Below are 20,878 nucleotides of genomic sequence, written 5' to 3'. Positions count from 1 at the left end.
GGCAAGCGCTTTGTGCGGGGCTCTAAAAGTGAATGAAGCTGCCTTCGCTGTGGCCGCGCAGCAACTCGGCGGGCGCATATGCCTCCAGGCTCTCGTCCAGACGCCGGCTCAAGGGCGGAAACAGATGTCCGTCTGTGTTAAGATCGAGCGTGCCGCGGATGTCGCCGAGCTTGGGTTGCAACATGCGGATTGCCGCTTCCTCGATACGCCGGTCATAGGTTGGCTGCGTGTCCGCCAGGGCCGCGGGGACCATGCTGCAAGCCGCCAGCAACAGTGTCGCCACGATCCTGCGCCCGAAGCGGTTATTCCCATCTTTGCTGTTCATTGCCGGTCGGCCCCCTAGTCCCTGATCTGGAAAAGACTAGCAGAAGGGTCTTTCAGAACGGCCAAGGGACATGGTTAGGAGCAGGCAAACACTTATGGTTTCAAGAGGGTAACCTGAGCGGCATCGCGGCTCTTTGAACTCAGCGCGCCAAACACGGTGTCGACGATACCCTGACGATCAAGTCCGGCGCGCGCATACATCGCGTCAGGCGAGGCATGGTCCATGAAGATGTCCGGCATCACCATGGAGCGCACCCGCAAGCTGCCATCGAGCAGGCCTTCGCTCGCCAGGAACTGCAGCACATGGCTGCCGAAACCGCCGACCGAGCCTTCCTCGATGGTGATCAGGACCTCATGGTGGTGCGCCAGCTGCCGGATCAGATCATGATCGAGCGGCTTGGCAAAGCGCGCATCGGCCACGGTTGTCGAAAGCCCCGCCGCATCAAGATCCTCGGCTGCCACCAGGCATTCCGCCAGCCGCGTGCCGAACGACAAAATCGCCACCTTGGTGCCCTCGCGCACAATCCGGCCCTTGCCGATTTCGAGAATCTGGCCGCGTTCGGGCATGTCGACGCCGACGCCTTCGCCGCGCGGATAGCGGAACGAGATCGGGCCTTCGTCATAGGCCGCTGCGGTGCGCACCATGTGCTTGAGTTCGGCCTCGTCGGCTGCTGCCATCACCACAAATCCGGGCAGGCAGGCAAGATAGGCGGTGTCGAAGGAACCCGCGTGGGTGGCGCCGTCCGCGCCGACGAATCCGGCCCTGTCGATCGGGAAGCGCACTGGCAGTTTCTGGATCGCCACATCGTGGACCACCTGGTCGTAGCCGCGCTGCAGGAAGGTCGAGTAGATCGCACAGAAAGGCTTCATGCCTTCGGTTGCCATGCCTGCGGCAAAGGTCACCGCATGCTGCTCGGCAATCCCGACATCGAAAGTGCGGGTGGGATGCACCTTGGCAAACTTGTCGACGCCTGTGCCGCCGGGCATCGCTGCGGTGATGGCGACGATCTTGTCGTCAAGACTGGCTTCCTGCGCCAGCGCCTCTCCAAACACCGTGGTGTAGCTTGGCGCATTCGGCTTGGCCTTGGCCTGGGTTCCCGTCACCACGTCGAATTTGGAGACACCGTGATACTTGTCCGATGCCGCCTCGGCAGGGGCGTAGCCCTTGCCCTTTTGGGTGACCACATGAATCAGCACCGGGCCGTCGCCATTGTCGCGCACATTGCGCAGCACCGGCAGTAGATGCTCGAGATTGTGGCCGTCAATCGGGCCGATATGGTAAAATCCGAGTTCCTCGAACATGGTGCCGCCGGTGACATAGCCACGCGCATGCTCGACGGCGCGGGTGATCGCCCGGTCGATGTTCTTGCCGAGATAGGCGGTCAGTTTCTTGCCGGCTTCGCGAAACCCCATATAAGTCCGCCCGGACGCCATCCGCGCCAGATAAGCGCTCATCGCCCCGGTCGGCCGCGCGATCGACATGTCGTTGTCATTGAGAATGACGATCAGTCGTGCATCAAGTGCGCCGGCATTGTTGAGCGCTTCATAGGCCATGCCGGCCGACATCGCGCCGTCGCCGATCACTGAAATCACATTGCGCGGGATGCCCTGCAACTGGCTGGCGACTGCCATGCCAAGGCCTGCGGAAATCGAGGTGGAGGAATGGCCGGCGCCAAAGTCGTCATACTCGCTCTCAGTGCGTTTGGTGAAGCCGGAAAGCCCGTCCTCCTGGCGCAGCGTGCGAATCCGGTCTCGGCGGCCGGTCAGGATCTTGTGCGGATAACACTGGTGGCCGACATCGAAAATCAGCCGGTCATGCGGCGTGTCGAACACCTTGTGGATGGCAATCGTCAACTCGACCACGCCCAGGCCTGCGCCCAGATGCCCGCCGGTGCGCGACACCGCATCGATCATCTCGGAGCGCAACTCGGCGGCAAGCTGCGGCAAAAGCTTGTCGTCAATGCTCTTAAGGTCGGATGGAAACCGAACGGTGTCTAGGAGCGGTGTTACTGGCGAATTGGTCAAATTATGCCTCACAATTGCCTCCGGCGTAGCCCGGATGCAGGAAGGTGTAAACCCGGATTGAGGCCGGAAACAGGGTCTGGGCGCACTTGCCGCACAATGCTGCGTGGCAAGTGCGCGGTGCGATCAGGTCATTTCTCCGGCAGCGGGATGAATTCGTCTTGGTCTCCCGGCACAATGTCGAAGCGTCCGGAGCGCCATTCCGCCTTGGCCTGTTCGATCCGCTCCTTGGAAGAGGAAACGAAGTTCCACCAGATATGTCGCTTGCTGGGAATGCTGTCGCCGCCAAACAGCATCATCCGCGCGCCGGTTGGTCCAGCGTTGATGGTGATTGCGTCGCCGGGGCGGAAAATCAGCAACTGGTCAGGCCCGAACCGGTCGCCGGCGATCTCGATTTCGCCTTCCAGAAGATAGACCGCGCGCTCTTCCCAATGTGCATCGAATGGCGCCGAGGCTGATGGCGCAAGCGCCAGATCGACATAAAGCGTGCCGGTGTATTGCGGCACCGGAGAGACCAGTCCGCCGAAGCCGCCCATAACCACGCGGGCACGGATGCCATGGTCGGTGATTTCCGGTAGTTCCGTGGTGGCGATGTGGGAGAATGACGGATCAATCTCTTCCATGTGGTCGGGCAAGGCGAGCCAGGTCTGCAAGCCCGATATCGCCATCTCGCCGCCGCGCATTTCCTCAGGAGAGCGCTCTGAATGGACGATGCCGCGGCCTGCCGTCATCAGGTTAACGTCGCCGGGTTTGATCACCATTTCGGTGCCAAGGCTGTCGCGATGCCGGATCGCGCCATCAAACAGATAGGTGACTGTCGAAAGCCCGATATGCGGATGAGGCCGTACATCCATGGCCTGGCCGCCCCTGAGAATGGCAGGCCCCATCCGGTCAAAGAAGATGAATGGCCCGACCATGCGCCGCCTGGCGGAGGGCAGGGCCCGCCGCACGCTGAAGCCGCCAATATCATGTGACGACGGGATGATCAGATGCTCGATCGCATCACAGGCAAAGGCGTCTCCGGGCTGCGGGTCGTCCTCTCCGCCAAAATAGCTCATGCCTGCCTCCTGTGATTTAGGGGTTATTCAGCGTCGAGAGGCTCCGTTCCGGTCGGCTGGCCCTGGCGATCAAGGCGGATTTTCTCGATACGCTTCTCGGCCGCCGAAAGCAGCTTTTCGCAATGCGCCTTCAGAGCCTCGCCACGCTCGTAGATTTCAATGGATTTGTCCAGCGGCACGTCGCCGCGCTCAAGTTGCTCGACAATGCGCTCCAGTTCGGCCACGGCCTGTTCGAAACTCATGGCAGACATGTCGTTGGCTTCGCTCATCAATCAACCCTCTTGCAACCGTATCACGTGGGCCGCAGCCGATTCGGCCAAGCCCACCAGATCATAACCGCCTTCAAGCAGGCTGACGACCCGGTTGCCGGCATGGCGTCCGGCGATTTCCATCACCTTGCCCGTGGCCCAGTCAAAATCGTCGGCGACCAGATTGATTTCGGCCAGCGGATCGCGGTGATGCGCATCAAATCCGGCCGAGATGATGATCAGGTCGGCATGCGCCTCTTCAAGCGCAGGCAGGATGCGAGTGCGGAATGCCTCGCGGAAATGATCGCTGCCGTCATTGGCTGAAAGCGGCGCATTGAAGATATTGCCTTTGCCGGTTTCCCGCAAAGCACCGGTTCCTGGATAGAGCGGCATCTGGTGGGTCGAGCAATAGATGACGCTGTCATCGTCATAGAAGATGTCCTGCGTGCCGTTGCCGTGGTGCACGTCCCAGTCGACAATCGCCACCCGCTCAGCGCCATAGACGCGCTGCGCATGCCGTGCCGCAATCGCCGCCTGATTGAACAGGCAAAAGCCCATCGAATTGTTTTTCTCAGCGTGATGCCCCGGAGGCCGGGTCGCAACGAAAGCGTTATCAGCTTCCTTTTTGAAAACCGCATCGACCGCCGCCATCGCACCCCCAACCGATATCAGCGCGGCTTCCATCGAGCGCGGGCTGGCCACTGTGTCGGCGTCAATCTTGGCAAAGCCGTTCTCCGGAATGGCGGCGCGGACACGCTCCAGATAGATTTCGGGATGGGCGAGCAACACCGCTTCGGCGGCGGCTTCCGGCGCCAGATGCCGCACCAGCGTGTTGAAGTGCTCGTGTTCGAATACAGCCTCAAGCGCCCTCAACCTGTCTGGCCGCTCCGGGTGGCCGGGGGGTGTAAGGTGTTCGAGGCAGATGGGATTGGAATAATAGAAAGTGGTCATAAGACCTATCTAGCGATGAAAATGCGCCGATACCAGTGCTTCGGACATTGGAATTCAAGGGGACACGACAATCAGTGTTCCCTCAGTCGTGGCTGTGACCACTCGGCCATCGACCAAAACGATCGCCTTGTCGATCGAGGCAGGCAAGGCGATGTCGGCGCGACCGGTCAGCGGAAACCTCAGACGTCTGCGGTTTTGAGACGGCAGCACAAGCTCGATCTGATGACCGAACTGACCGGTAGCTGACATGCCCAGCTCCCGTGAACCGATGATGTGGTTGGAGACATCGGTGGCGATGTCGTTGTTTTCGATAAATTGCCCGTCCCGGAAATCCAAGGAAAACAGGCGCCCGCCGATATGGGGTGTGCGGACGCCGTAAAGTGTCAGTCCACCATCCGCGCGCGGTATGAGGCCGGCGATGTTGAGCCAGCGATTGGGACGACCGTTCTCCGATCCGGCGCCGCGCTGTGCCAGCTGATTTTCAATAAGGCCATATATAGCAACCCCCGCGCCAGCGCTTGTAGACGACCGGATGGCGATGACTTCATTGGTCCCGTCGCCATCCAGGTCCGCGATCCGCGGCGTGATGTCCTCGAACACCTGATCATCTGGCAGGACGGCCTCAAGGGTTGTTCCCGAAGCAGTGACAACGACCAGCGATTCGGCTTCAATGGCGTCGCCAAGCACGCCATGTGTGTAGCGTGTTGTTGGCCGGGCAAACCAGGCTTGCCTTATATCGCCTGAATCGGAGATCGCCACGCGGCCATCGGGAAGCGCGCCGACAGGTGCCGGATACTGACTGGGAGCGAGATTAGAAGGTTTCAGACAGATCCGGGCGTCAGCATCACAGGTCACTACCGCGAAAGCTTTTCCGCCCGACTGAATGAAAGCACCTTTGTTCGTTGCAATGATCCGATCAACCGGCGCAGGGGTGATGATGGTGTAAACAGTCTGGCCATGAGCAGCATTGGCCCAAACGGTGGCCAGCAGCGCGAGAACCGGGAGCACCGTAAGCAGCTGCGTCGGATGCCCTACGCCATTGAGGCCGTTTCGGGTGGCCGAATGCCGCGAGATGTTCCAGAAGAACCGGATTGGAGAAAAACGAGCCGCCATGCGACCAATCTACAGTTGGATCGCGCTTGAAGCCAGCGCCGAAGCCTGATCCTGTCTGGCAGAAAGCTCTGGAGCCATGGAAACCGCAGCAAGTCGGCAGCGGGCTTGTCCACATAACTCGGACTTGGTGTTGGAACAGGTGAAAACATGTGTAGGCTCCGGCCATGGTGATTCAGGTTTCAAACACGACAGCGCGGCGGATTTTCCTGGCCAGGCAAGGACTTTCGGCATCGCCGTCACGAGCCATGTCCAAAGCGGGTCTGCTGGAGCTCATTCACGAACTTGGGTTTGTTCAGGTCGACAGCATTTCCACCGTCGAACGCGCCCACAACCAGATCCTGTTTTCCCGCAACCAGACATTCAAGCGCGAGCATCTGCGGCAATTGCTGGAGGAGGACAGGGCGCTGTTCGAGCACTGGACCCACGATGCAGCGATCGTGCCCTGTGCGTTCTACCCCTATTGGAAGCACCGCTTCGCCCGCAAGGAAGCAGGCTTGCGCAAGCGCTGGGCAAAGTGGCGTGGTGAAGGCTTCGACAAGGTGTTTGACGAGACCTATGCGCGGTTTGCCGAGGGTGGGGCGTGTCTGGCTCGCGAGGTCAAGCAGGCGGACCACAAATCCGGTGGCTGGTGGCAGTGGCATCCCTCCAAGACCGCGCTGGAGTTTCTCTGGCAGACCGGGAAACTGGCGATCAGCGCCCGCCAGAATTTCCAGAAAATCTATGATCTCAGCGAACGGGTTATCCCGGACCATCACCGCGAGGCGGAGGTGTCGCATGACGAATTCGTCGACTGGGCTTGCAAGGGTGCGCTCGAGCGTCTGGGCTTTGCAACCCATGGCGAGATTGCAGCCTTCTGGGATCTGGTCACCCCGCAAGAAGCCAAGCAGTGGGTCGAGGACAACCGGGCAGGACTTGTCGACGTCGAGATCGAGCCCTTCGACAAGGGCAAGCCGCGCGCCTGCGTTGCCTTTCAGGGTTTTTCAACGGAGCCGGACGACTGGCCGGAGCCGCCGGCTCGGGTCCGGGTTCTCAGCCCGTTCGATCCGCTGATCAGGGACCGCAACCGGATGGAGCGGCTGTTCGGATTTCGCTATCGCATCGAGGTCTTCGTGCCCGAACCAAAGCGCGAATATGGTTACTACGTCTTTCCACTGCTCGAAGGTGATCAATTGATCGGCCGCATCGACATCAAGGCCGACCGCAAGGCCGGCGTGCTCAATGTCACACGGCTGTGGCTTGAGCAAAGATCCGTGCCTCGTCCGGACGCATGGCTAGGCTCGAAGCCGAGCTTGCCCGCATCGCCCGGTTCGCCGGCGTTGGCGAGATCGTCTATGCTCCGGGCTGGAACGACGCTGGGTGAAATCGCCTGGCGCGCTTCCGGCATGAGGACGCCCGGATAGAAATTTGCAGAAATTTGTTGAACCCGGAGTTGTTGATTTTCTCCAGGTATGAAATTCATGGCACGGACGGGCCAGGATTGCGTTGCCCGGATTTGAAAGCGAGTCGCAATTATGGTCAGGCCTGTCATCGGTATCATCGGCAATGCCTACAGTGTGGAAAACAGGTTCACCGTGCAGATGGCCGGAGTAAGCAACCTGCAGGCGGTGGTAGACGTTACCGGCGCGTTGCCGCTGATATTCGCCGGCAACCCGCGCCTGACCGACATAGCGGACTTGCTGGCTGTGGTGGATGGAATTCTGCTGACCGGGGCGAGGGCGAATGTCCATCCTAGCCGTTTCGGAACTGAACCCGATCCCAGGCACGAACCCTATGATGAGGGCCGTGATACCGTTGCACTGCCATTGATCGAGGCCTGCGTCGCAGGGGGCGTTCCGGTATTCGGCATCTGCCGTGGCTTTCAGGAAATGAACGTCGCCGGAGGCGGGTCGCTGCACCCGGAAATTCGCGAATTGCCGGGTCGGATCAACCATCGCATGCCGCGGCTTGAGACCGGAGAAATTCATCCCGATCCGACCGTCGTTTTTGCCGATCGTCATGAAGTTCGGCTGACACCAGACGGCATCTTTGCACAGATCCTGGGTCGTGAGACGATCCGGGTCAATTCGCTGCACGGCCAGGGCGTGCTCGACGTCGGATCGAAAATCGTCGCCGAAGGTGTGGCCGAAGACGGCACCATTGAAGCCATCCGCTTCAAGGATGCCAAAGGCTTCGCGCTCGGAGTGCAATGGCATGCCGAATATGATCCGCAGGACAACCCCGTCAACCGGCCCCTGTTTGAGGCCTTTGGCGATGCGGTGCGGGCCTACAAGCAGAACCGCTAGATGATTTCGGTCGATGAAATCTGGATGCCGAAACCTTCCAGCCCGACATAGTGCCGCTCGCGCGATGCGTAGAGCTTGATCGAGGTGATCCCGAGATCCTTGAGGATCTGCGCGCCCAATCCGATTTCCAGCCACTCGTCTTCGCGCGCCTGCGCTTCGGCATGGCCTTCGCCTTCGATCACGGCGGTGCGCCGGGCCGCCTGCGGTCCGACGCCGACCGAGCCTTCACGCAGGTAAACCACCACGCCACGGCCTTCGGCAGCCATGCGGTTGACGATCGCCGTCATCGGTTCCTGTTTTGAAAACACATCGTCGACCACAGATTCCTGATGCAGTCTGACCGGTATGTTGACCCCATCGCGAATGTCGCCGAACACCACGGCAAGGTGATGCATCGGGTCCCAAGGCAGCTTGTAGGTATAGGCTTTTGCCTTGCCGGCAACGGTTTCCACGTCAAAACTGTCGATATACTCGACAAGGGTTTCCTTGCGCTGGCGATAGGCAATCAGGTCGGCGACAGAGACCTGCCTGAGACCGTGCTTGACCGAAAAATCATCGACCTGTTCGCCGCGTGTGACAGTGCCGTCATCATTGACCAATTCACAGATCACCGCGATCGGCGGCAGGTCTGCGAGTTTGCACAGATCAACCGCAGCCTCGGTATGACCGGAGCGCATCAACACGCCGCCTTCGCGTGCGATCAGCGGAAAAATGTGGCCGGGACGGGTGAAGTCGCTGGCGCCGGCATTAGGGTTGGCCAGATTGCGTGCTGTCAGTGTCCGGTCGTTCGCCGAAATACCGGTGGTGGTGCCATGCTTGTAATCGACTGAAACTGTGAAGGCAGTGGTGTGAGCCGAATCGTTTTCGGCCACCATGGCGTTGAGATTGAGCCGCCTGGCTTCCTCGCGCGGCATCGGCGTGCAGACGATGCCGGAGGTGTGACGCACGATGAACGCCATCTTTTCCGGCGTACAATGAACAGCAGCAACGATCAGGTCACCTTCATTCTCGCGCCCGCCATCATCGGTGACGACAACGATTTCACCGGCCTCAAAGGCTCGAATGGCGTCAACAACGCGGGCTTGATCATAGGTCATAAGGCGGTCTCTCAATCGAGGCGGCCGGTCTGGCCGCGGTCTCTCAAATAGTGGTCGGCCAGCGTGCAGGCGACCATGGCTTCGCCGATAGGTACGGCGCGAATGCCGACGCAGGGATCGTGCCGGCCCTTGGTTCTCACATCCACCTCATTGCCATCGGAGTCAATCGAACGCCGGTCATTGAGGATCGAGGAGGTTGGCTTGACGGCGAAGCGGGCGACAACTGGCTGGCCGGTGGAAATGCCGCCGAGAACGCCGCCGGCATTGTTGGACAGGAACACCGGCTCGCCATTGTCACCTATGCGCATTTCGTCGGCATTTTCCTCGCCGCTGATGCAGGCGGCGTCAAAGCCGTTGCCGATCTCGACACCCTTGACCGCATTGATCGACATCAGGTTGGACGCGATGTCCTGATCCAGTTTTGCATAGATCGGAGCGCCAAGTCCGGCGGGAACATTGTCCGCCACCACTTCGATAACCGCGCCGATGGAGGATCCTGCCTTGCGAATGGCATCGAGATACTCTTCCCAGACCGGCACCATGGCAGGATCGGGGCAGAAGAACGGATTGTTGCCGACTTCGTCCCAATTCCAGTTGTCACGATTGACCTTGTGTGTGCCGATCTGCACCAGAGCAGCACGGACGGTAACGCCCGGCACAACCAGCCGCGCCAGACCGCCTGCGGCAACTCGGGCCGCAGTTTCCCGCGCTGACGAACGGCCACCGCCGCGATAGTCGCGCACGCCATATTTGGTGTCATAGGTGTAATCTGCATGGCCGGGCCGGTAGCGCTTGGCGATCTCGGAGTAATCCTTCGAGCGCTGGTCGGTGTTTTCAATCAGCATCGAGACCGGTGTCCCGGTGGTGATCAGGCTGCCATCCTCCTGCGGCATTACGCCGGACAGCACCTTGACCAGATCGTCTTCGCGGCGCTGGGTGACAAAGCGCGATTGCCCCGGCTTCCGCTTGTCCATCCAGTGCTGCAGTTCGGCTTCGGTGAACCTGATTCCCGGAGGGCAGCCATCCACGACGCAGCCGAGCGACGGGCCGTGACTCTCGCCCCAGGTAGTCACGCGAAACATATGGCCGAAGGTATTGTGCGACATGCGGGTCAACCGTTGATTTTGTGGGCGTTGAATTTGTTGGGCTTGCCCATTCTGGACGTTTCGCCGTGACTTCTAAATGAAATTTGCCTCTTGGGGGAAGCCTTTTTGTGATTTGGGTGTCTACTCCGATCGGTTTCGTTGACATCGCAATTATTTAGAGTTCACATGCCACCGTAAATTTCGCCACAATCTGCCCCTTCAAGAGGGCACCGGGACTCATGTGATCAAGGATTGTCTGATGCGTTTTGCCATTTCCGCTTTATTGGCTGTTGCCGCCATGCTCGCCCCGTTTGCCGCCATGGCGCAGAGCGCCGATATCACTGGCCTCATTGATGAGGTTTCCACCACGGAGCAGACCATCAAGCTCGACGACGGCAAGGTCTATCAGACACCGGCCGAGTTCGATTTCGACGGGCTCGAAAAGGACGTCGAAGTGGTCATTTTCTACACGGTCGTCGATGGCAAGCGGATGATCAACGACCTCGAATTGGTTCAATAACCGGGATTCGGCATAATCTCTGGCGGTCTTTGGATTGAGTCCATCTGACGGTATTTAAAACCCCAGCGCCCTGCGTCGCATCATTGCCCCCGCGGGCCAGAACTCTTCAACGCTGGAATAGAAGATGTCAAAAGCCGGAATTTCGGCTGGAATTTCCACCCAAGGCAGTTTCGATCGGGTGAATATGTGAACATCCGGCGGCAGGCGGTCCGGTTCGTCCAGGGTTCCTGCGCGAAGAAACACCATGGTCTCGCGGCGTCCATAATCGGACCAGACCGTGCTGCCGCAATCCTCGCAGCGATACAGATCATGCGGTCCGCAGCTTTCGGTCGGCATCGAGTAGACGACAGTGGCGCCCTGCCTGATCTCGATATTGTCCCGTTCAATGACGGCATTGATGACGAAGGCGCTGCCGGTCTGTCGCTGGCAATCCTTGCAATGGCAGCAATGCACGATCATCGGTCCGGATTTAAGCCGGTAGCGCAATGCGCCGCATCCACATCCGCCGGTCAATTCAGCACCCATATTGCCTCCGAGTCGCGCACCGCGCAGGCTGTCAGATCCAGCCGATCATGCCACCGCTGATTTTGAGGATCCGGTCTTGCGGCACATCCATCATCGAGGCCTCATTGCCGGGCATGCCGCCAATCCGGTTGAACAGTGCCCGGATGATGCCGCCATGGGCGACGCAAACCATCGGGCCGCTGACTGTCGCCAGAAACCTATCGACGCGCTGTGCCATCATCTCGTAGCTTTCAGCGCGCTCGCCCGGCGGCAGGTAGGTCCATTTGTTGTCTTCACGCTCGGCCATCGTGCCCGGCTTGGCGGCTTCGATTTCGTCCGGCGTCTGACCTTCCCAGTCGCCAAAGCTGACCTCGATCAGCAGCGGTTCGATGCGGTAGGCTTTCGGATCAAGTCCGGCATTCTCGCGGACAAGTTCCATTGTGTTGCGAGCCCGCGACAAGGGGCTTGAAACCCAGTCGTAACGGCTGGCGTCAAAGTCCGGGACGGCTGCCAAGGATTTGCCGTTGAAGGCTGCCTGCTCAAGTCCGAGCGCGTTCAAACCGATGTCGCGCGCGCCTTGCAGCCGGCTCTCCCGGTTGTAGCTGGTCTCGCCGTGGCGGATCACGAACATGTCGAGGTCAGGCATGGTCAGATCTCCGAGCCGCGTGCAGCTAGTTTCGCAATTGTTGCTTCAAGAGAGTCCAGGCCGCGACAAGGCGGCTCTGGAAAACTCAGACGACGCTGATGTCAGGCGCATCAACGGCCTTCATGCCGACCGTATGGTAACCCGAATCAACGTGATGGATTTCGCCGGTGACACCCTGCGACAGGTCTGAAAGCAGATACAGCGCCGAGCCGCCCACCTGTTCGATGGTCACGGTGCGCTTGAGCGGCGAATTGTACTCGTTCCACTTCAGGATATAGCGGAAATCGCCAATGCCGGAGGCAGCGAGCGTCTTGATCGGGCCGGCCGAGATTGCATTGACGCGAATACCCTTGCCGCCGAGGTCAACAGCCAGATAGCGCACGCTGGCTTCAAGGGCTGCCTTGGCCACCCCCATGACATTGTAATGCGGCATCACCTTCTCGGCGCCGTAATAGGTCAGCGTCAGGATCGAACCACCGTCGTTCATCAGCGGTTCGGCGCGCTTGGCAATGGCAGTCAGCGAATAGACCGAGATGTCCATGGTGCGGTTGAAATTTTCGCGGCTGGTCTCGACATAGCGGCCGGTGAGCTCGTCCTTGTCGGAAAACGCGATGGCATGGACGACGAAGTCGATCTTGCCAAACTTGCTTTCGACTTCGGCGAACACCGCATCGATGGTGTCGAGATCCGTGACGTCGCAATGACCGGCAACAATGGCGCCGAGCTCTGTTGCCAACGGCTCGACACGCTTCTTCAGCGCGTCGCCCTGATAGGTCAGCGCAAGTTCGGCACCTGCGTCGGCGCAAGCCTTGGCAATGCCCCAGGCGATCGAGCGGTTGTTGGCGACGCCCATGATCAAGCCACGTTTGCCCTTCATCAGACCGGAAGTATCAGCCATTGCATTCTCCCTCAAAATTGTCGCGCAGGCTATGGCACACAGGGCCACTGGCTGCAAGTCGCGGCTGGTTATGGTTCCGGGCGCCAAGCAAAAGGCCCCAGCATGGTAACGATATCATACGTACCAGGCCTTCCTGCTCGATCGCATCAGATCGATGAGTCGCTGGTCCGGTTTTTCTGGCAGCATCACGCGCAAATGGACATGCAACGCACCGCGCTTGCCATTGTCGGTGGGAAGCCCCTTTTTTGCAATCCGAAGCACCGTGTCGGATCCGGACCATTCCGGAATTTCAATCCGCAACGGGCCATCAAGGCCCTGGTAAACAAAGGATCCGCCGAGGACGGCTTGCGCAAGGTCGATGGCGTGATCGCCGTGAAGGTCCGGCCCCGAGGACCGAAACCGCGGGTGAGCCCGGTGGCGCACCGTGACGATGGCGTCGCCCTGGGTCAGCGGATCAGGCGAGGGGATACGTATTTCGGTTCCGTCGGTTGTACCGGGAGGCGCTTCGAAGCCGACGGCGCGCCCGTTTCCGAAGTCTATTTCGCCCTTGTACCCGGCGAGCGCGGCTTCAAGACTGATATCCAGATATTGGCGCCGCACCGGCAATTCGGGTGCGGAGCTGTGCCGGGTTTTCCATTTGGCGAAAAGTTCGTCGAGCGCATCCAGCGGGTCCTGATCCATCCCCGGAGCATCTGTCTTGGTTCGCGGGCCTGCTTGTTGTGTGGTTTGCGCAGAACTTTCTTGGGCCTGCTTCGCCGCAGCCTCGCCGAATATATGGCTGACCATGTCCTCGAAATTGGCAATATCCGGAGGCCCGGAGGCTTCGCTATCCGTATCCGCTGCGGCTGCGGCTGCCGCAGCCATCGCCTGCTTGAAGGCTGTGAATGGATTGGCGGCAAAGCCACGGGCGGGCTTGGCCTTGCGCCGTCCGCGCGCGTCAATATCGCCGCTGTCGAATTTTCTGCGCAGGTCCGGGTCGGTCAGCAGCTTGTAGGAGTGCGCTATCTCCGCAAACCGGGGACCTGCCTGCGGATTGTCCCGGTTCTGATCCGGATGCCATGTCTTGGCGAGTTGCCGGTAGGCACTCTTGATGGCCTCAGGCTTGGCGGCCTTGTCGACGCCGAGCACCGTGTACGGATTACGCATGTTACAATTCCCGTATGGGCTTTACTGCGGCAAGCCTAACGGGGATTTGCTAACCATCCGTGTACAAAACTCAGGGTGAGGCAAGTGCGCTAATTTTGTTTTGATTCAGCTGCCTGCACGGTCAAATTCGACCAAATCCCACCCGCCATCCGGACGCATGCAGGCACGTCCGTTGAACAAGGCAACGCCATCAAAACCGTGCCGTGTGGTTTCGAACACACGGCAGGATTTGGTTCCGTCGGTCAACGTCGAAAAACTGCTGATGACTCCAGCCGATCCGGTCAAGGCATTGGACCAGGGCAGCGGATCCCTCATCTGACCTTCATTCAGGTCTCCGACAAGGTCGCGAATCACTGTCTCGTCGGACATGATTTCACTGTCGGCGGACAATGGGGTGATCGCGGCAGTCGTGATCTTGTCGACTGAAAGTGCTGAAACTGCGGAGGAACCGCTGCTCATACAGCCCGGCAGGGCAAGGCAGATCGGCAGCGCCAGCGCCAAAAGCACGCGGCGAGCTGTCCGGCCCTTTTCGCCCCTGTCTGCTTCTGTTAGGTCCATAGCCATTGTATCGTTGCTCCAGCCCGGAGGCATGAGGGAAGAGTATGACCGAAACAGGGTTAACGACTGGTGACTTTACCGAAGCGGCTGAGCCTTACCGGCTTTTTGCGCAATGGCTCGAGGATGCCACGGCATCAGAACCCAACGATCCTAACGCATTGGCCCTCGCGACAGTTGACGCCGATGGGTTGCCTGATGTCCGGATGGTCCTGCTCAAGGGGTTTGATGAGCGCGGTTTTGTTTTCTACACCAATTTCGAAAGCGCCAAGGGCGTGGAAATCCTCGGCTCGATGAAAGCGGCCATGTGCTTTCACTGGAAAACCCTGCGACGCCAGGTGCGGATTCGTGGACCGGTCGAGCAGGTCAGCGATGCGGAAGCTGATGAATATTATGCGTCCCGCGCTCGTGGAAGCCGCATTGGTGCCTGGGCGTCAAAGCAATCGCGTCCGCTCGAGAGCCGGTTTGCGCTCGAAAAGGCTGTCGCCGAATACACCGCCAGGTTTCCGATCGGCGAAATTCCGCGTCCCAAGCATTGGTCCGGCTTTCGCATTGTTCCGCAACAGATCGAGTTCTGGCACGATCGGCCGTTCCGGCTGCATGACCGCATGGTGTTTACGCGCAAAGCGGATGATTGGGAAAAGACCCGTCTTTATCCCTGATTGTCTTTTGGAGCCGGCATTCTACCGGGCGTGAGACGATCTAGATCAGCGCGAAGGGAATGCCCGACGCCAAAGCGCCGACATATCGGCGCTTTTGATAATAGCCGTTCAGCGAAATACGGTGCAGCGCAAACTGTCTGCGCAGATCCTTGCGATGCAGAACGCCCGGATTGGTGGTCACGGCCAGCTTGAAACCCAACTCTTCGGCGGCTTGATATTCCCGCGGACCGGCAGCGCATCTGTCGCCATAGGGATAAGCCAGCGTTCGCGGCATCTCGCCGGTGATCTCGGCGACACGCTCGGACGAACGGATGATTTCCGAGCGCATCTGCTCGGATGTCAAATGAGCCAGGTTCAAATGGCCAATGGTATGGGCGCCGAGACGGGCTAGAGGCCTGGTCGCCAACTGGCGCAATTCGTTTTCATCCATGACTTCCCGGTCCACGATGCCGGTCGGGCAGATCCCCGCCGCGCGGGCCTTGGCGTCGAGTTCAGAGGCAATCGATTCCTGCTCGGCACATGTGAAGGTCTTGTGCAAGCGATCGAAGGCGGCGTATTTTTCAACCAGGGTCCGGGTCGGGAGAGACACATCGCCGCGACCATAATCGAATGTGAATTCATCGACCTGGTTGATCAGTTGCTCGGCGGTTTCCCACCAGATTGAATGGGTGCGGTCGACAAAGCCGCCGGAGATGAAGACGGTGTAGGGAACGCCGTGCTTTTCAAACACCGGGCGGGCATGCATGTCATTGTCCCGGTACCCGTCATCGAGGGTGAACACCATGGCCGGTCCGGCCTGGTTGGGATTTGCAAGAAATTCCGGCAGGTCTTCGAGCGCCACCGGGATGTGGCCATCCGCCTTGAGTTTCGTGATGCTTGCATCAAGAAACTCCGGCGTGATGGTCAGGTGCGCGGTCGGATCGAACTCCTTGGTGGTCGCGGGGCGGACATGGTGCAGGGTAAAGATCGCCCCCATTCCGCGTGCCCCAGGCATGATCCCAGCCTTCGACATCAGCGACACCGCTTCCAGCCCACCTTGTATGATGGCGCGCTTGAATATTCTTCGTGCGGCGATTGTGCTGGGTCCGTACATGATTCCGATCCGATGCGCTCACAGAGCGCCAGTAATCGGAACGTATTACCAGTTCCAGCTTAACCGATGTTGAATCAAATTATCGATTTCCGCACGGGAGGCCTTTGCCGCCAACATGCCGGCGTATCGGGTGCAGTCACATTCCGGACTGATACGCCAGACCGAAGCGTTGCCTCATAATGCAATCAGCATCGCAGAACCCGAAAAACCGCCTACCAGAAACGACCGGCGGTGGCGACGATGATGACAAGCACGCCGATGGCAAGGTTGACCGCCACGATCTTGCGGATTGTGGCGAGGCCTGCAGCAGCGTCAGCCGTTGCACCACTGTCAACGGCCTTCTTGAAACGCTGCCAGGGCCGCATGACCAGATAGAGATAGATCACCAGCATCACCAGGCCGAGCCCTTCCATCATATGGATGTATCCCGGCGCGTTAGACGCGGTTTTGTAGATCGCGAACATCATCATGTAGCCGCTGGCGATGAGGATCAGGGCGGCGACGCCGGCCCAGGGCAGAAATGTCGCGAAAACCCGCCGCCACAGCCCAAGCCGTTGCGGTGCGTCGAGCGCGCCGACTGCGGGCCTGAGCACCATATAGGCGAACGCCATGCCGCCGACCCAGAACACTGCTGACAGGACGTGTGCAGCTAACAATATCATCAACATCGTTTAGGACTCCCAATTGGGTCTATCAGCCCTGTCTGTGCACACAGGTCAAGCGGCTTGGCCCGCGTTGCACATCAAAGCAACGCGGGGTCCAAGGTCAGATCGCTTCGACAGCCTGTTTCAGCATGTCGCGTACCGTGCCGGCGACGGAGTGGAGCGTGTCGTTGGGAATGGCCTGCATCGAAGCCACCGGGTCAATGGCGCTGACCATGACGTCTCCAGCGGGCAGCGACCGGACAATGACATTGCACGGCAGCATGGCGCCGACGCGCGGCTCGATCTTGATGGCTTCATGGGCCATGCCCGGATTGCAGGCGCCGAGAATGAGATAATTGTCCATGTCGGCGTCGATTTTCTTCTTCATCGTCGCCTTGACGTCGATTTAGGTCAGCACGCCAAAACCCTTGCCGGCCAGTGCGGCGCGGGTCCGCTCGACGACGGTTTCAAAACTTTCACCCTTGAAGGTGCGGTCAATCGTGTAGCTCATGGTCCGGTCTCCTGTGTCTCGTATATGCTGTACACTATGTGAGATCGGAAGGTGGCGAACGCAAGGCGCTGCGACAAAGCAGCGTGCAGGAACTGCAACGACTGCCGTCCCGGTTCTCCCGCAAGATCAGGCTTGGGTGCCGCCGACCGTCATGGCGTTCATCAGCAGATGCGGCTGGCCGACGCCGACCGGAACGCTTTGGCCGGCCTTGCCACACATGCCGATGCCGGTATCGAGTGCTGAGTCGTTGCCGACCATCGAGATCCGCTGCATGGCTTCCGGTCCATTGCCGATCAGCATGGCGCCGGTCACAGGGGCGCAGATCTTGCCGTCCTCGATCATGTAGGCTTCGGTGCAGCCGAAAACGAATTTGCCGGAGGTGATATCCACCTGGCCGCCGCCGAATGACACGGCGTAGAGGCCTTTCTTCACCGACGAAATCATCTCTTCGGGGCTCTTGTCGCTCGAGAGCATGTAGGTGTTGGTCATCCGCGGCATCGGCTGATGCGCATAGGACTGGCGGCGGCCGTTGCCTGTGGCTTTCATGCCCATCAGGCGGGCATTCTGCCGGTCCTGCATGTAGCCTACCAGAATGCCGTTCTCGATCAGCACATTGTAGCCCGAGGGCGTGCCTTCATCGTCGACTGACAATGAGCCGCGACGTCCTTCAAGGGTGCCGTCGTCAACCACGGTGACGCCTTTCGATGCCACCCGTTCGCCCAGAAGGCCGGAAAAGGCGGAGGTTTTCTTGCGGTTGAAGTCGCCTTCCAGCCCATGGCCGACGGCTTCGTGCAGCATCACACCGGGCCAGCCGGCGCCAAGCACCACATCCATCGTGCCTGCCGGGGCAGGGATGGCGTCAAGATTGACCAGCGCCTGCCGCAATGCCTCGTCAGCGCCATGGTGCCAGCTTTCCTCGGTGAGGAAATCGCCGAACAGCTTGCGCCCGCCCATGCCATAGGAGCCGGTTTCCTGCCGGTCGCCAACGCCGGCCACCACGGAAATGTTGAGCCGGGTCAGGGGCCGTACATCGCGAACCCGATGTCCGTCAGCACGCAGGATCTCGACAACCTGCCAATTGGCGCCAACCGACACAGAAACCTGGCGGACACGCTCGTCCTTGTTGCGAAGATAATGATCAATGCTCTGCAGCAGCTTGACCTTGTCCTCAAAACCCGGCGTGGCCAGCGGATTTTCGGCCGTATAGAGCAGCTTGTTTGTGCGCTGCGGCGCTTCTGAATAGGTCCCGGTCGAACCGCGCGTCACAGCCGAGACCGCGTCAGCCGCCCGATTCAACGCCGCTTCCGAGAATTCACCTGCATGGGCATAGCCGGATGTTTCGCCAAGCACCGAGCGTAGACCGAAACCCTTGTCGGTCGAATAGGCCCCGGACTTCAGCTTGCCATTGTCGAAGACAAGCGATTCGGTTTCCTCATATTCGAGAAAAAGCTCGCCATCGTCGGCGCCCTTGAGCGCATCGGCAACGATCCGCTCAACTTTGGCTTCGGAAACGTCGAATTGACTGGCGAGTGGGTCCTGCATGGTGGTGTCCATTTCTGATGCGATCATGGTCTTGTATATAGGCGATCATCCAGCGATTGAAACACGGCGGACAAGTTGACGGGCAAAATCAGTGTCGGGAACACCATCCATCCATATAGGACGGTCCGGACGATCGCCGGTATTGGGAGGGGCAAACAATCCCGCAGCCGGGTGAGTCGCAAATGACCCAGCTCTTTATGGCAGCGCGGCGTAGCCTTCGGTGAAGCCAGACAGATCGACCGGGATGCCAATCCCCTCTTCAGGCGTCTGGAACACAATGAAAGTTGCGGTGGTTCCGCCGCGAAGGGTGGTCAGCAAGGTTTCATCGAGAATCACCTCGGCATAGCAGCCGTCGGAGAAGCAGCGGACGAAGTAAGCCCTGCCGATATCCTTGCCGTCGACATTGAGTCCTAGTCCGGATGGTAACAGCACGCCAAGCGGGGCCAGAACCCGCAGGATGCGCGCCTGCTGGTCAGCGGTTTTCAGGACCACCACCGAAAGCCCGACCTCTGGCCGGTCATCCGCGATGACATTCTGCATCAGCGCACACTGTTCGCCGGGTGCACCCGCCGGAGTGTCACAGACGATAGACCAGGAACCGTGCGAGGATTTGACCTTGCCCGCCTGCTGGGCGGTTGCATGTGTTGCAAGCGCCAAGGGGGCAACCAGCATCAGGCTGGCCAAAAAGGCTGCGCTGGCAGTGTTGGATTTCTGTGCAAATGCCATTTGAACTCCAGGGGAAGGCCGAATCATCAGGCTTTTTGTAAATGGGCGGGGCAAAAATGAAACCCTTCACCTTCACTCTCTTCTGTTTTGTGCGGCAAAAATGCGGCCTGAATGCAATACAGCACCAAGTTCATGACAAAGCCTGCCGGTTTTCTCATTCGCACCACTACCTTATCGGGCTGGCAACTGGCCATTCCCCACGCGAAACGGCCTTCAAATCGGCAACTCCGGCATAACCGCGCAAAAATGCCGCATGATCAACACGTGACGCCTGTTGCTAGCGGTGTCATTCTGTGGTTTGAAGCGCCGATCATATTGAGGGATTCCGTCTGGTCACGCAGACGGTACGACACTCGAGGGAGACTGAACGTGACCAACAAGCTTTCTGCAGGGCTTGCCGCGCTGGTTTCGCTGGGCGCAGGCCCGGCTTTTGCCGCACAGCCAGTTGATTGGCAAATGGGCTTCCAGCCCGCCGCAACAGGAATCATGACGCAGATACGCGGTTTTGAGACCTACACACTTTGGTTCATCGTGCCGATCACGCTCTTGGTGTTGGCACTTCTGGTTTACGTGATGGTGAAATTTCGCGCCAGCGCCAACCCTACTCCCTCCAAGACCAGCCACAACTCGCTCATCGAGGTGATCTGGACGCTTGGCCCGGTGGTGATCTTGCTCGCGCTGGCCATTCCGTCCTTTAACCTCCTGACTGCGCAGTACTCGCCGCCAGAGGCTGACTACACGGTCAAGGCCACCGGATATCAGTGGTACTGGGGCTATGAGTACCAGAACGATGACGTGCTCTCCTTTGATTCGCTTCTGCTGCAGGACGAAGACCGCGCTGATGCGGGCAAGGAAGACCGGGCGGTCTATCCGCGCTTGCTTACCGTCGACAACGAATTCGTTGTCCCTGTTGGCAAGACTGTCCGTGTGCTGGTGACTGCCGCTGACGTTCTGCACTCCTTCGCGATGCCTGCTTTCGGCATCAAGATTGACGCGGTTCCCGGTCGTCTCAACGAGACCTGGTTCAACGCTGACGCGGAAGGCCTTTATTACGGCCAGTGCTCCGAGCTTTGCGGCAAGGATCACGCCTTCATGCCGATCGCGATCCGTGTGGTTGCCCAGGACAAGTTCGACGAATGGCTTGCAGCCGCCGCCGACGATGTCGAGGCTGCCAACCGCAACTTGATTGCCGCCATCGATGCCGACGCCAAGTCGGTCGATGTTGCTGCCAACGACAAGAACTAAGAGGGG

At 59.5% G+C, this 20,878-nt stretch carries 21 protein-coding genes and 2 pseudogenes; 5 read left to right on the top strand and 18 right to left on the bottom strand.

The annotated features are described in order from the left end of the window. Positions 1–22: 22 nt before the first annotated feature. From IMCC20628_RS13915 to IMCC20628_RS24285, 6 genes are all read right to left on the bottom strand, one after another. Positions 23–325, bottom strand: a complete 303-nt coding sequence (locus IMCC20628_RS13915) for a hypothetical protein (protein ID WP_047030713.1) — start codon at positions 323–325, stop codon at positions 23–25. Between the two features lie 92 nt (positions 326–417). Further along, complete coding sequence (gene dxs / locus IMCC20628_RS13910; RefSeq protein WP_047030712.1) at positions 418–2,349, bottom strand: 1-deoxy-D-xylulose-5-phosphate synthase; 1,932 nt, start codon at positions 2,347–2,349, stop codon at positions 418–420. 128 nt (positions 2,350–2,477) lie between these two features. Next, positions 2,478–3,404, bottom strand: coding sequence for a pirin family protein (locus tag IMCC20628_RS13905; protein WP_047030711.1), 927 nt, complete (start codon positions 3,402–3,404; stop codon positions 2,478–2,480). Between the two features lie 23 nt (positions 3,405–3,427). Further along, complete coding sequence (locus IMCC20628_RS13900) at positions 3,428–3,673, bottom strand: exodeoxyribonuclease VII small subunit (protein WP_047030710.1); 246 nt, start codon at positions 3,671–3,673, stop codon at positions 3,428–3,430. 3 nt (positions 3,674–3,676) lie between these two features. Then, positions 3,677–4,603: a histone deacetylase family protein gene (locus tag IMCC20628_RS13895; RefSeq protein WP_047030709.1), complete on the bottom strand. Its 927-nt coding sequence runs from the start codon at positions 4,601–4,603 to the stop codon at positions 3,677–3,679. A gap of 54 nt (positions 4,604–4,657) precedes the next feature. Next, complete coding sequence (locus IMCC20628_RS24285; protein WP_052766433.1) at positions 4,658–5,716, bottom strand: hypothetical protein; 1,059 nt, start codon at positions 5,714–5,716, stop codon at positions 4,658–4,660. A gap of 164 nt (positions 5,717–5,880) precedes the next feature. On the opposite strand from IMCC20628_RS24285, the pseudogene IMCC20628_RS13885 reads away from it, so the two are divergent. After that, positions 5,881–7,076: pseudogene (locus tag IMCC20628_RS13885) on the top strand (winged helix-turn-helix domain-containing protein). Between the two features lie 151 nt (positions 7,077–7,227). Then, positions 7,228–7,998, top strand: a complete 771-nt coding sequence (locus IMCC20628_RS13880) for a gamma-glutamyl-gamma-aminobutyrate hydrolase family protein (RefSeq protein WP_047030708.1) — start codon at positions 7,228–7,230, stop codon at positions 7,996–7,998. Here IMCC20628_RS13880 and ribB read toward each other — a convergent pair. Both ribB and aroC read right to left on the bottom strand, forming a co-directional pair. After that, positions 7,995–9,095, bottom strand: a complete 1,101-nt coding sequence (gene ribB / locus IMCC20628_RS13875) for a 3,4-dihydroxy-2-butanone-4-phosphate synthase (protein ID WP_047030707.1) — start codon at positions 9,093–9,095, stop codon at positions 7,995–7,997. The genes IMCC20628_RS13880 and ribB overlap by 4 nt on opposite strands. A gap of 11 nt (positions 9,096–9,106) precedes the next feature. Continuing rightward, the gene (gene aroC, locus IMCC20628_RS13870; protein ID WP_047030706.1) at positions 9,107–10,201 is read right to left on the bottom strand and encodes a chorismate synthase; all 1,095 of its coding nucleotides are present in this window, start codon (positions 10,199–10,201) and stop codon (positions 9,107–9,109) included. A gap of 238 nt (positions 10,202–10,439) precedes the next feature. Here aroC and IMCC20628_RS13865 point away from each other — a divergent pair, with 238 nt between their 5' ends. After that, positions 10,440–10,700, top strand: coding sequence for a DUF1344 domain-containing protein (locus IMCC20628_RS13865; RefSeq protein ID WP_047030705.1), 261 nt, complete (start codon positions 10,440–10,442; stop codon positions 10,698–10,700). Between the two features lie 54 nt (positions 10,701–10,754). Here the strand turns inward: IMCC20628_RS13865 and IMCC20628_RS13860 are convergent, their stop codons facing one another. From IMCC20628_RS13860 to IMCC20628_RS13840, 5 genes are all read right to left on the bottom strand, one after another. After that, positions 10,755–11,225, bottom strand: coding sequence for a GFA family protein (locus IMCC20628_RS13860; protein ID WP_047030704.1), 471 nt, complete (start codon positions 11,223–11,225; stop codon positions 10,755–10,757). A 31-nt stretch (positions 11,226–11,256) separates the two neighbouring features. Beyond that, entirely contained in the window at positions 11,257–11,850 is a 594-nt protein-coding gene (locus IMCC20628_RS13855) for a histidine phosphatase family protein (RefSeq protein WP_047030703.1), read from the bottom strand. A gap of 85 nt (positions 11,851–11,935) precedes the next feature. Next, positions 11,936–12,748, bottom strand: a complete 813-nt coding sequence (gene fabI, locus IMCC20628_RS13850) for an enoyl-ACP reductase FabI (protein ID WP_047030702.1) — start codon at positions 12,746–12,748, stop codon at positions 11,936–11,938. Positions 12,749–12,862: 114 nt separating this feature from the next. Then, positions 12,863–13,894: a DnaJ C-terminal domain-containing protein gene (locus IMCC20628_RS13845; RefSeq protein ID WP_047030701.1), complete on the bottom strand. Its 1,032-nt coding sequence runs from the start codon at positions 13,892–13,894 to the stop codon at positions 12,863–12,865. 105 nt (positions 13,895–13,999) lie between these two features. Further along, a complete protein-coding gene (locus IMCC20628_RS13840; RefSeq protein ID WP_197078302.1) occupies positions 14,000–14,458 on the bottom strand; it encodes an RT0821/Lpp0805 family surface protein in 459 nt (152 codons plus the stop codon). A gap of 38 nt (positions 14,459–14,496) precedes the next feature. Here IMCC20628_RS13840 and pdxH point away from each other — a divergent pair, with 38 nt between their 5' ends. Then, positions 14,497–15,111 carry a pyridoxamine 5'-phosphate oxidase gene (gene pdxH, locus IMCC20628_RS13835; RefSeq protein ID WP_047030699.1) on the top strand — a complete coding sequence of 205 codons (615 nt, stop codon included), beginning with the start codon at positions 14,497–14,499 and terminating at the stop codon, positions 15,109–15,111. A gap of 40 nt (positions 15,112–15,151) precedes the next feature. Here pdxH and IMCC20628_RS13830 read toward each other — a convergent pair whose 3' ends face one another. From IMCC20628_RS13830 to IMCC20628_RS13810, 5 genes and pseudogenes are all read right to left on the bottom strand, one after another. Beyond that, complete coding sequence (locus IMCC20628_RS13830; RefSeq protein ID WP_047030698.1) at positions 15,152–16,204, bottom strand: polysaccharide deacetylase family protein; 1,053 nt, start codon at positions 16,202–16,204, stop codon at positions 15,152–15,154. 212 nt (positions 16,205–16,416) lie between these two features. Continuing rightward, positions 16,417–16,872 carry a CopD family protein gene (locus tag IMCC20628_RS13825; RefSeq protein WP_052766431.1) on the bottom strand — a complete coding sequence of 152 codons (456 nt, stop codon included), beginning with the start codon at positions 16,870–16,872 and terminating at the stop codon, positions 16,417–16,419. Positions 16,873–16,969: 97 nt separating this feature from the next. Continuing rightward, a pseudogene (locus IMCC20628_RS13820) lies at positions 16,970–17,359 on the bottom strand (DUF302 domain-containing protein). Positions 17,360–17,485: 126 nt separating this feature from the next. Beyond that, positions 17,486–18,901, bottom strand: a complete 1,416-nt coding sequence (gene tldD, locus IMCC20628_RS13815; RefSeq protein ID WP_047032580.1) for a metalloprotease TldD — start codon at positions 18,899–18,901, stop codon at positions 17,486–17,488. A gap of 195 nt (positions 18,902–19,096) precedes the next feature. Continuing rightward, positions 19,097–19,573: an invasion associated locus B family protein gene (locus IMCC20628_RS13810; protein WP_245307948.1), complete on the bottom strand. Its 477-nt coding sequence runs from the start codon at positions 19,571–19,573 to the stop codon at positions 19,097–19,099. Positions 19,574–19,996: 423 nt separating this feature from the next. Here IMCC20628_RS13810 and coxB point away from each other — a divergent pair, with 423 nt between their 5' ends. Continuing rightward, the gene (coxB, locus tag IMCC20628_RS13805; RefSeq protein WP_047030696.1) at positions 19,997–20,872 is read left to right on the top strand and encodes a cytochrome c oxidase subunit II; all 876 of its coding nucleotides are present in this window, start codon (positions 19,997–19,999) and stop codon (positions 20,870–20,872) included. Positions 20,873–20,878: the final 6 nt, after the last annotated feature.

Origin of the sequence: Hoeflea sp. IMCC20628 (genome assembly GCF_001011155.1) — a bacterium.
Lineage (GTDB): Bacteria > Pseudomonadota > Alphaproteobacteria > Rhizobiales > Rhizobiaceae > Hoeflea.
Note: the sequence above shows the minus strand (reverse complement) of the source record. Positions and strands in the feature narration are given on the sequence as shown.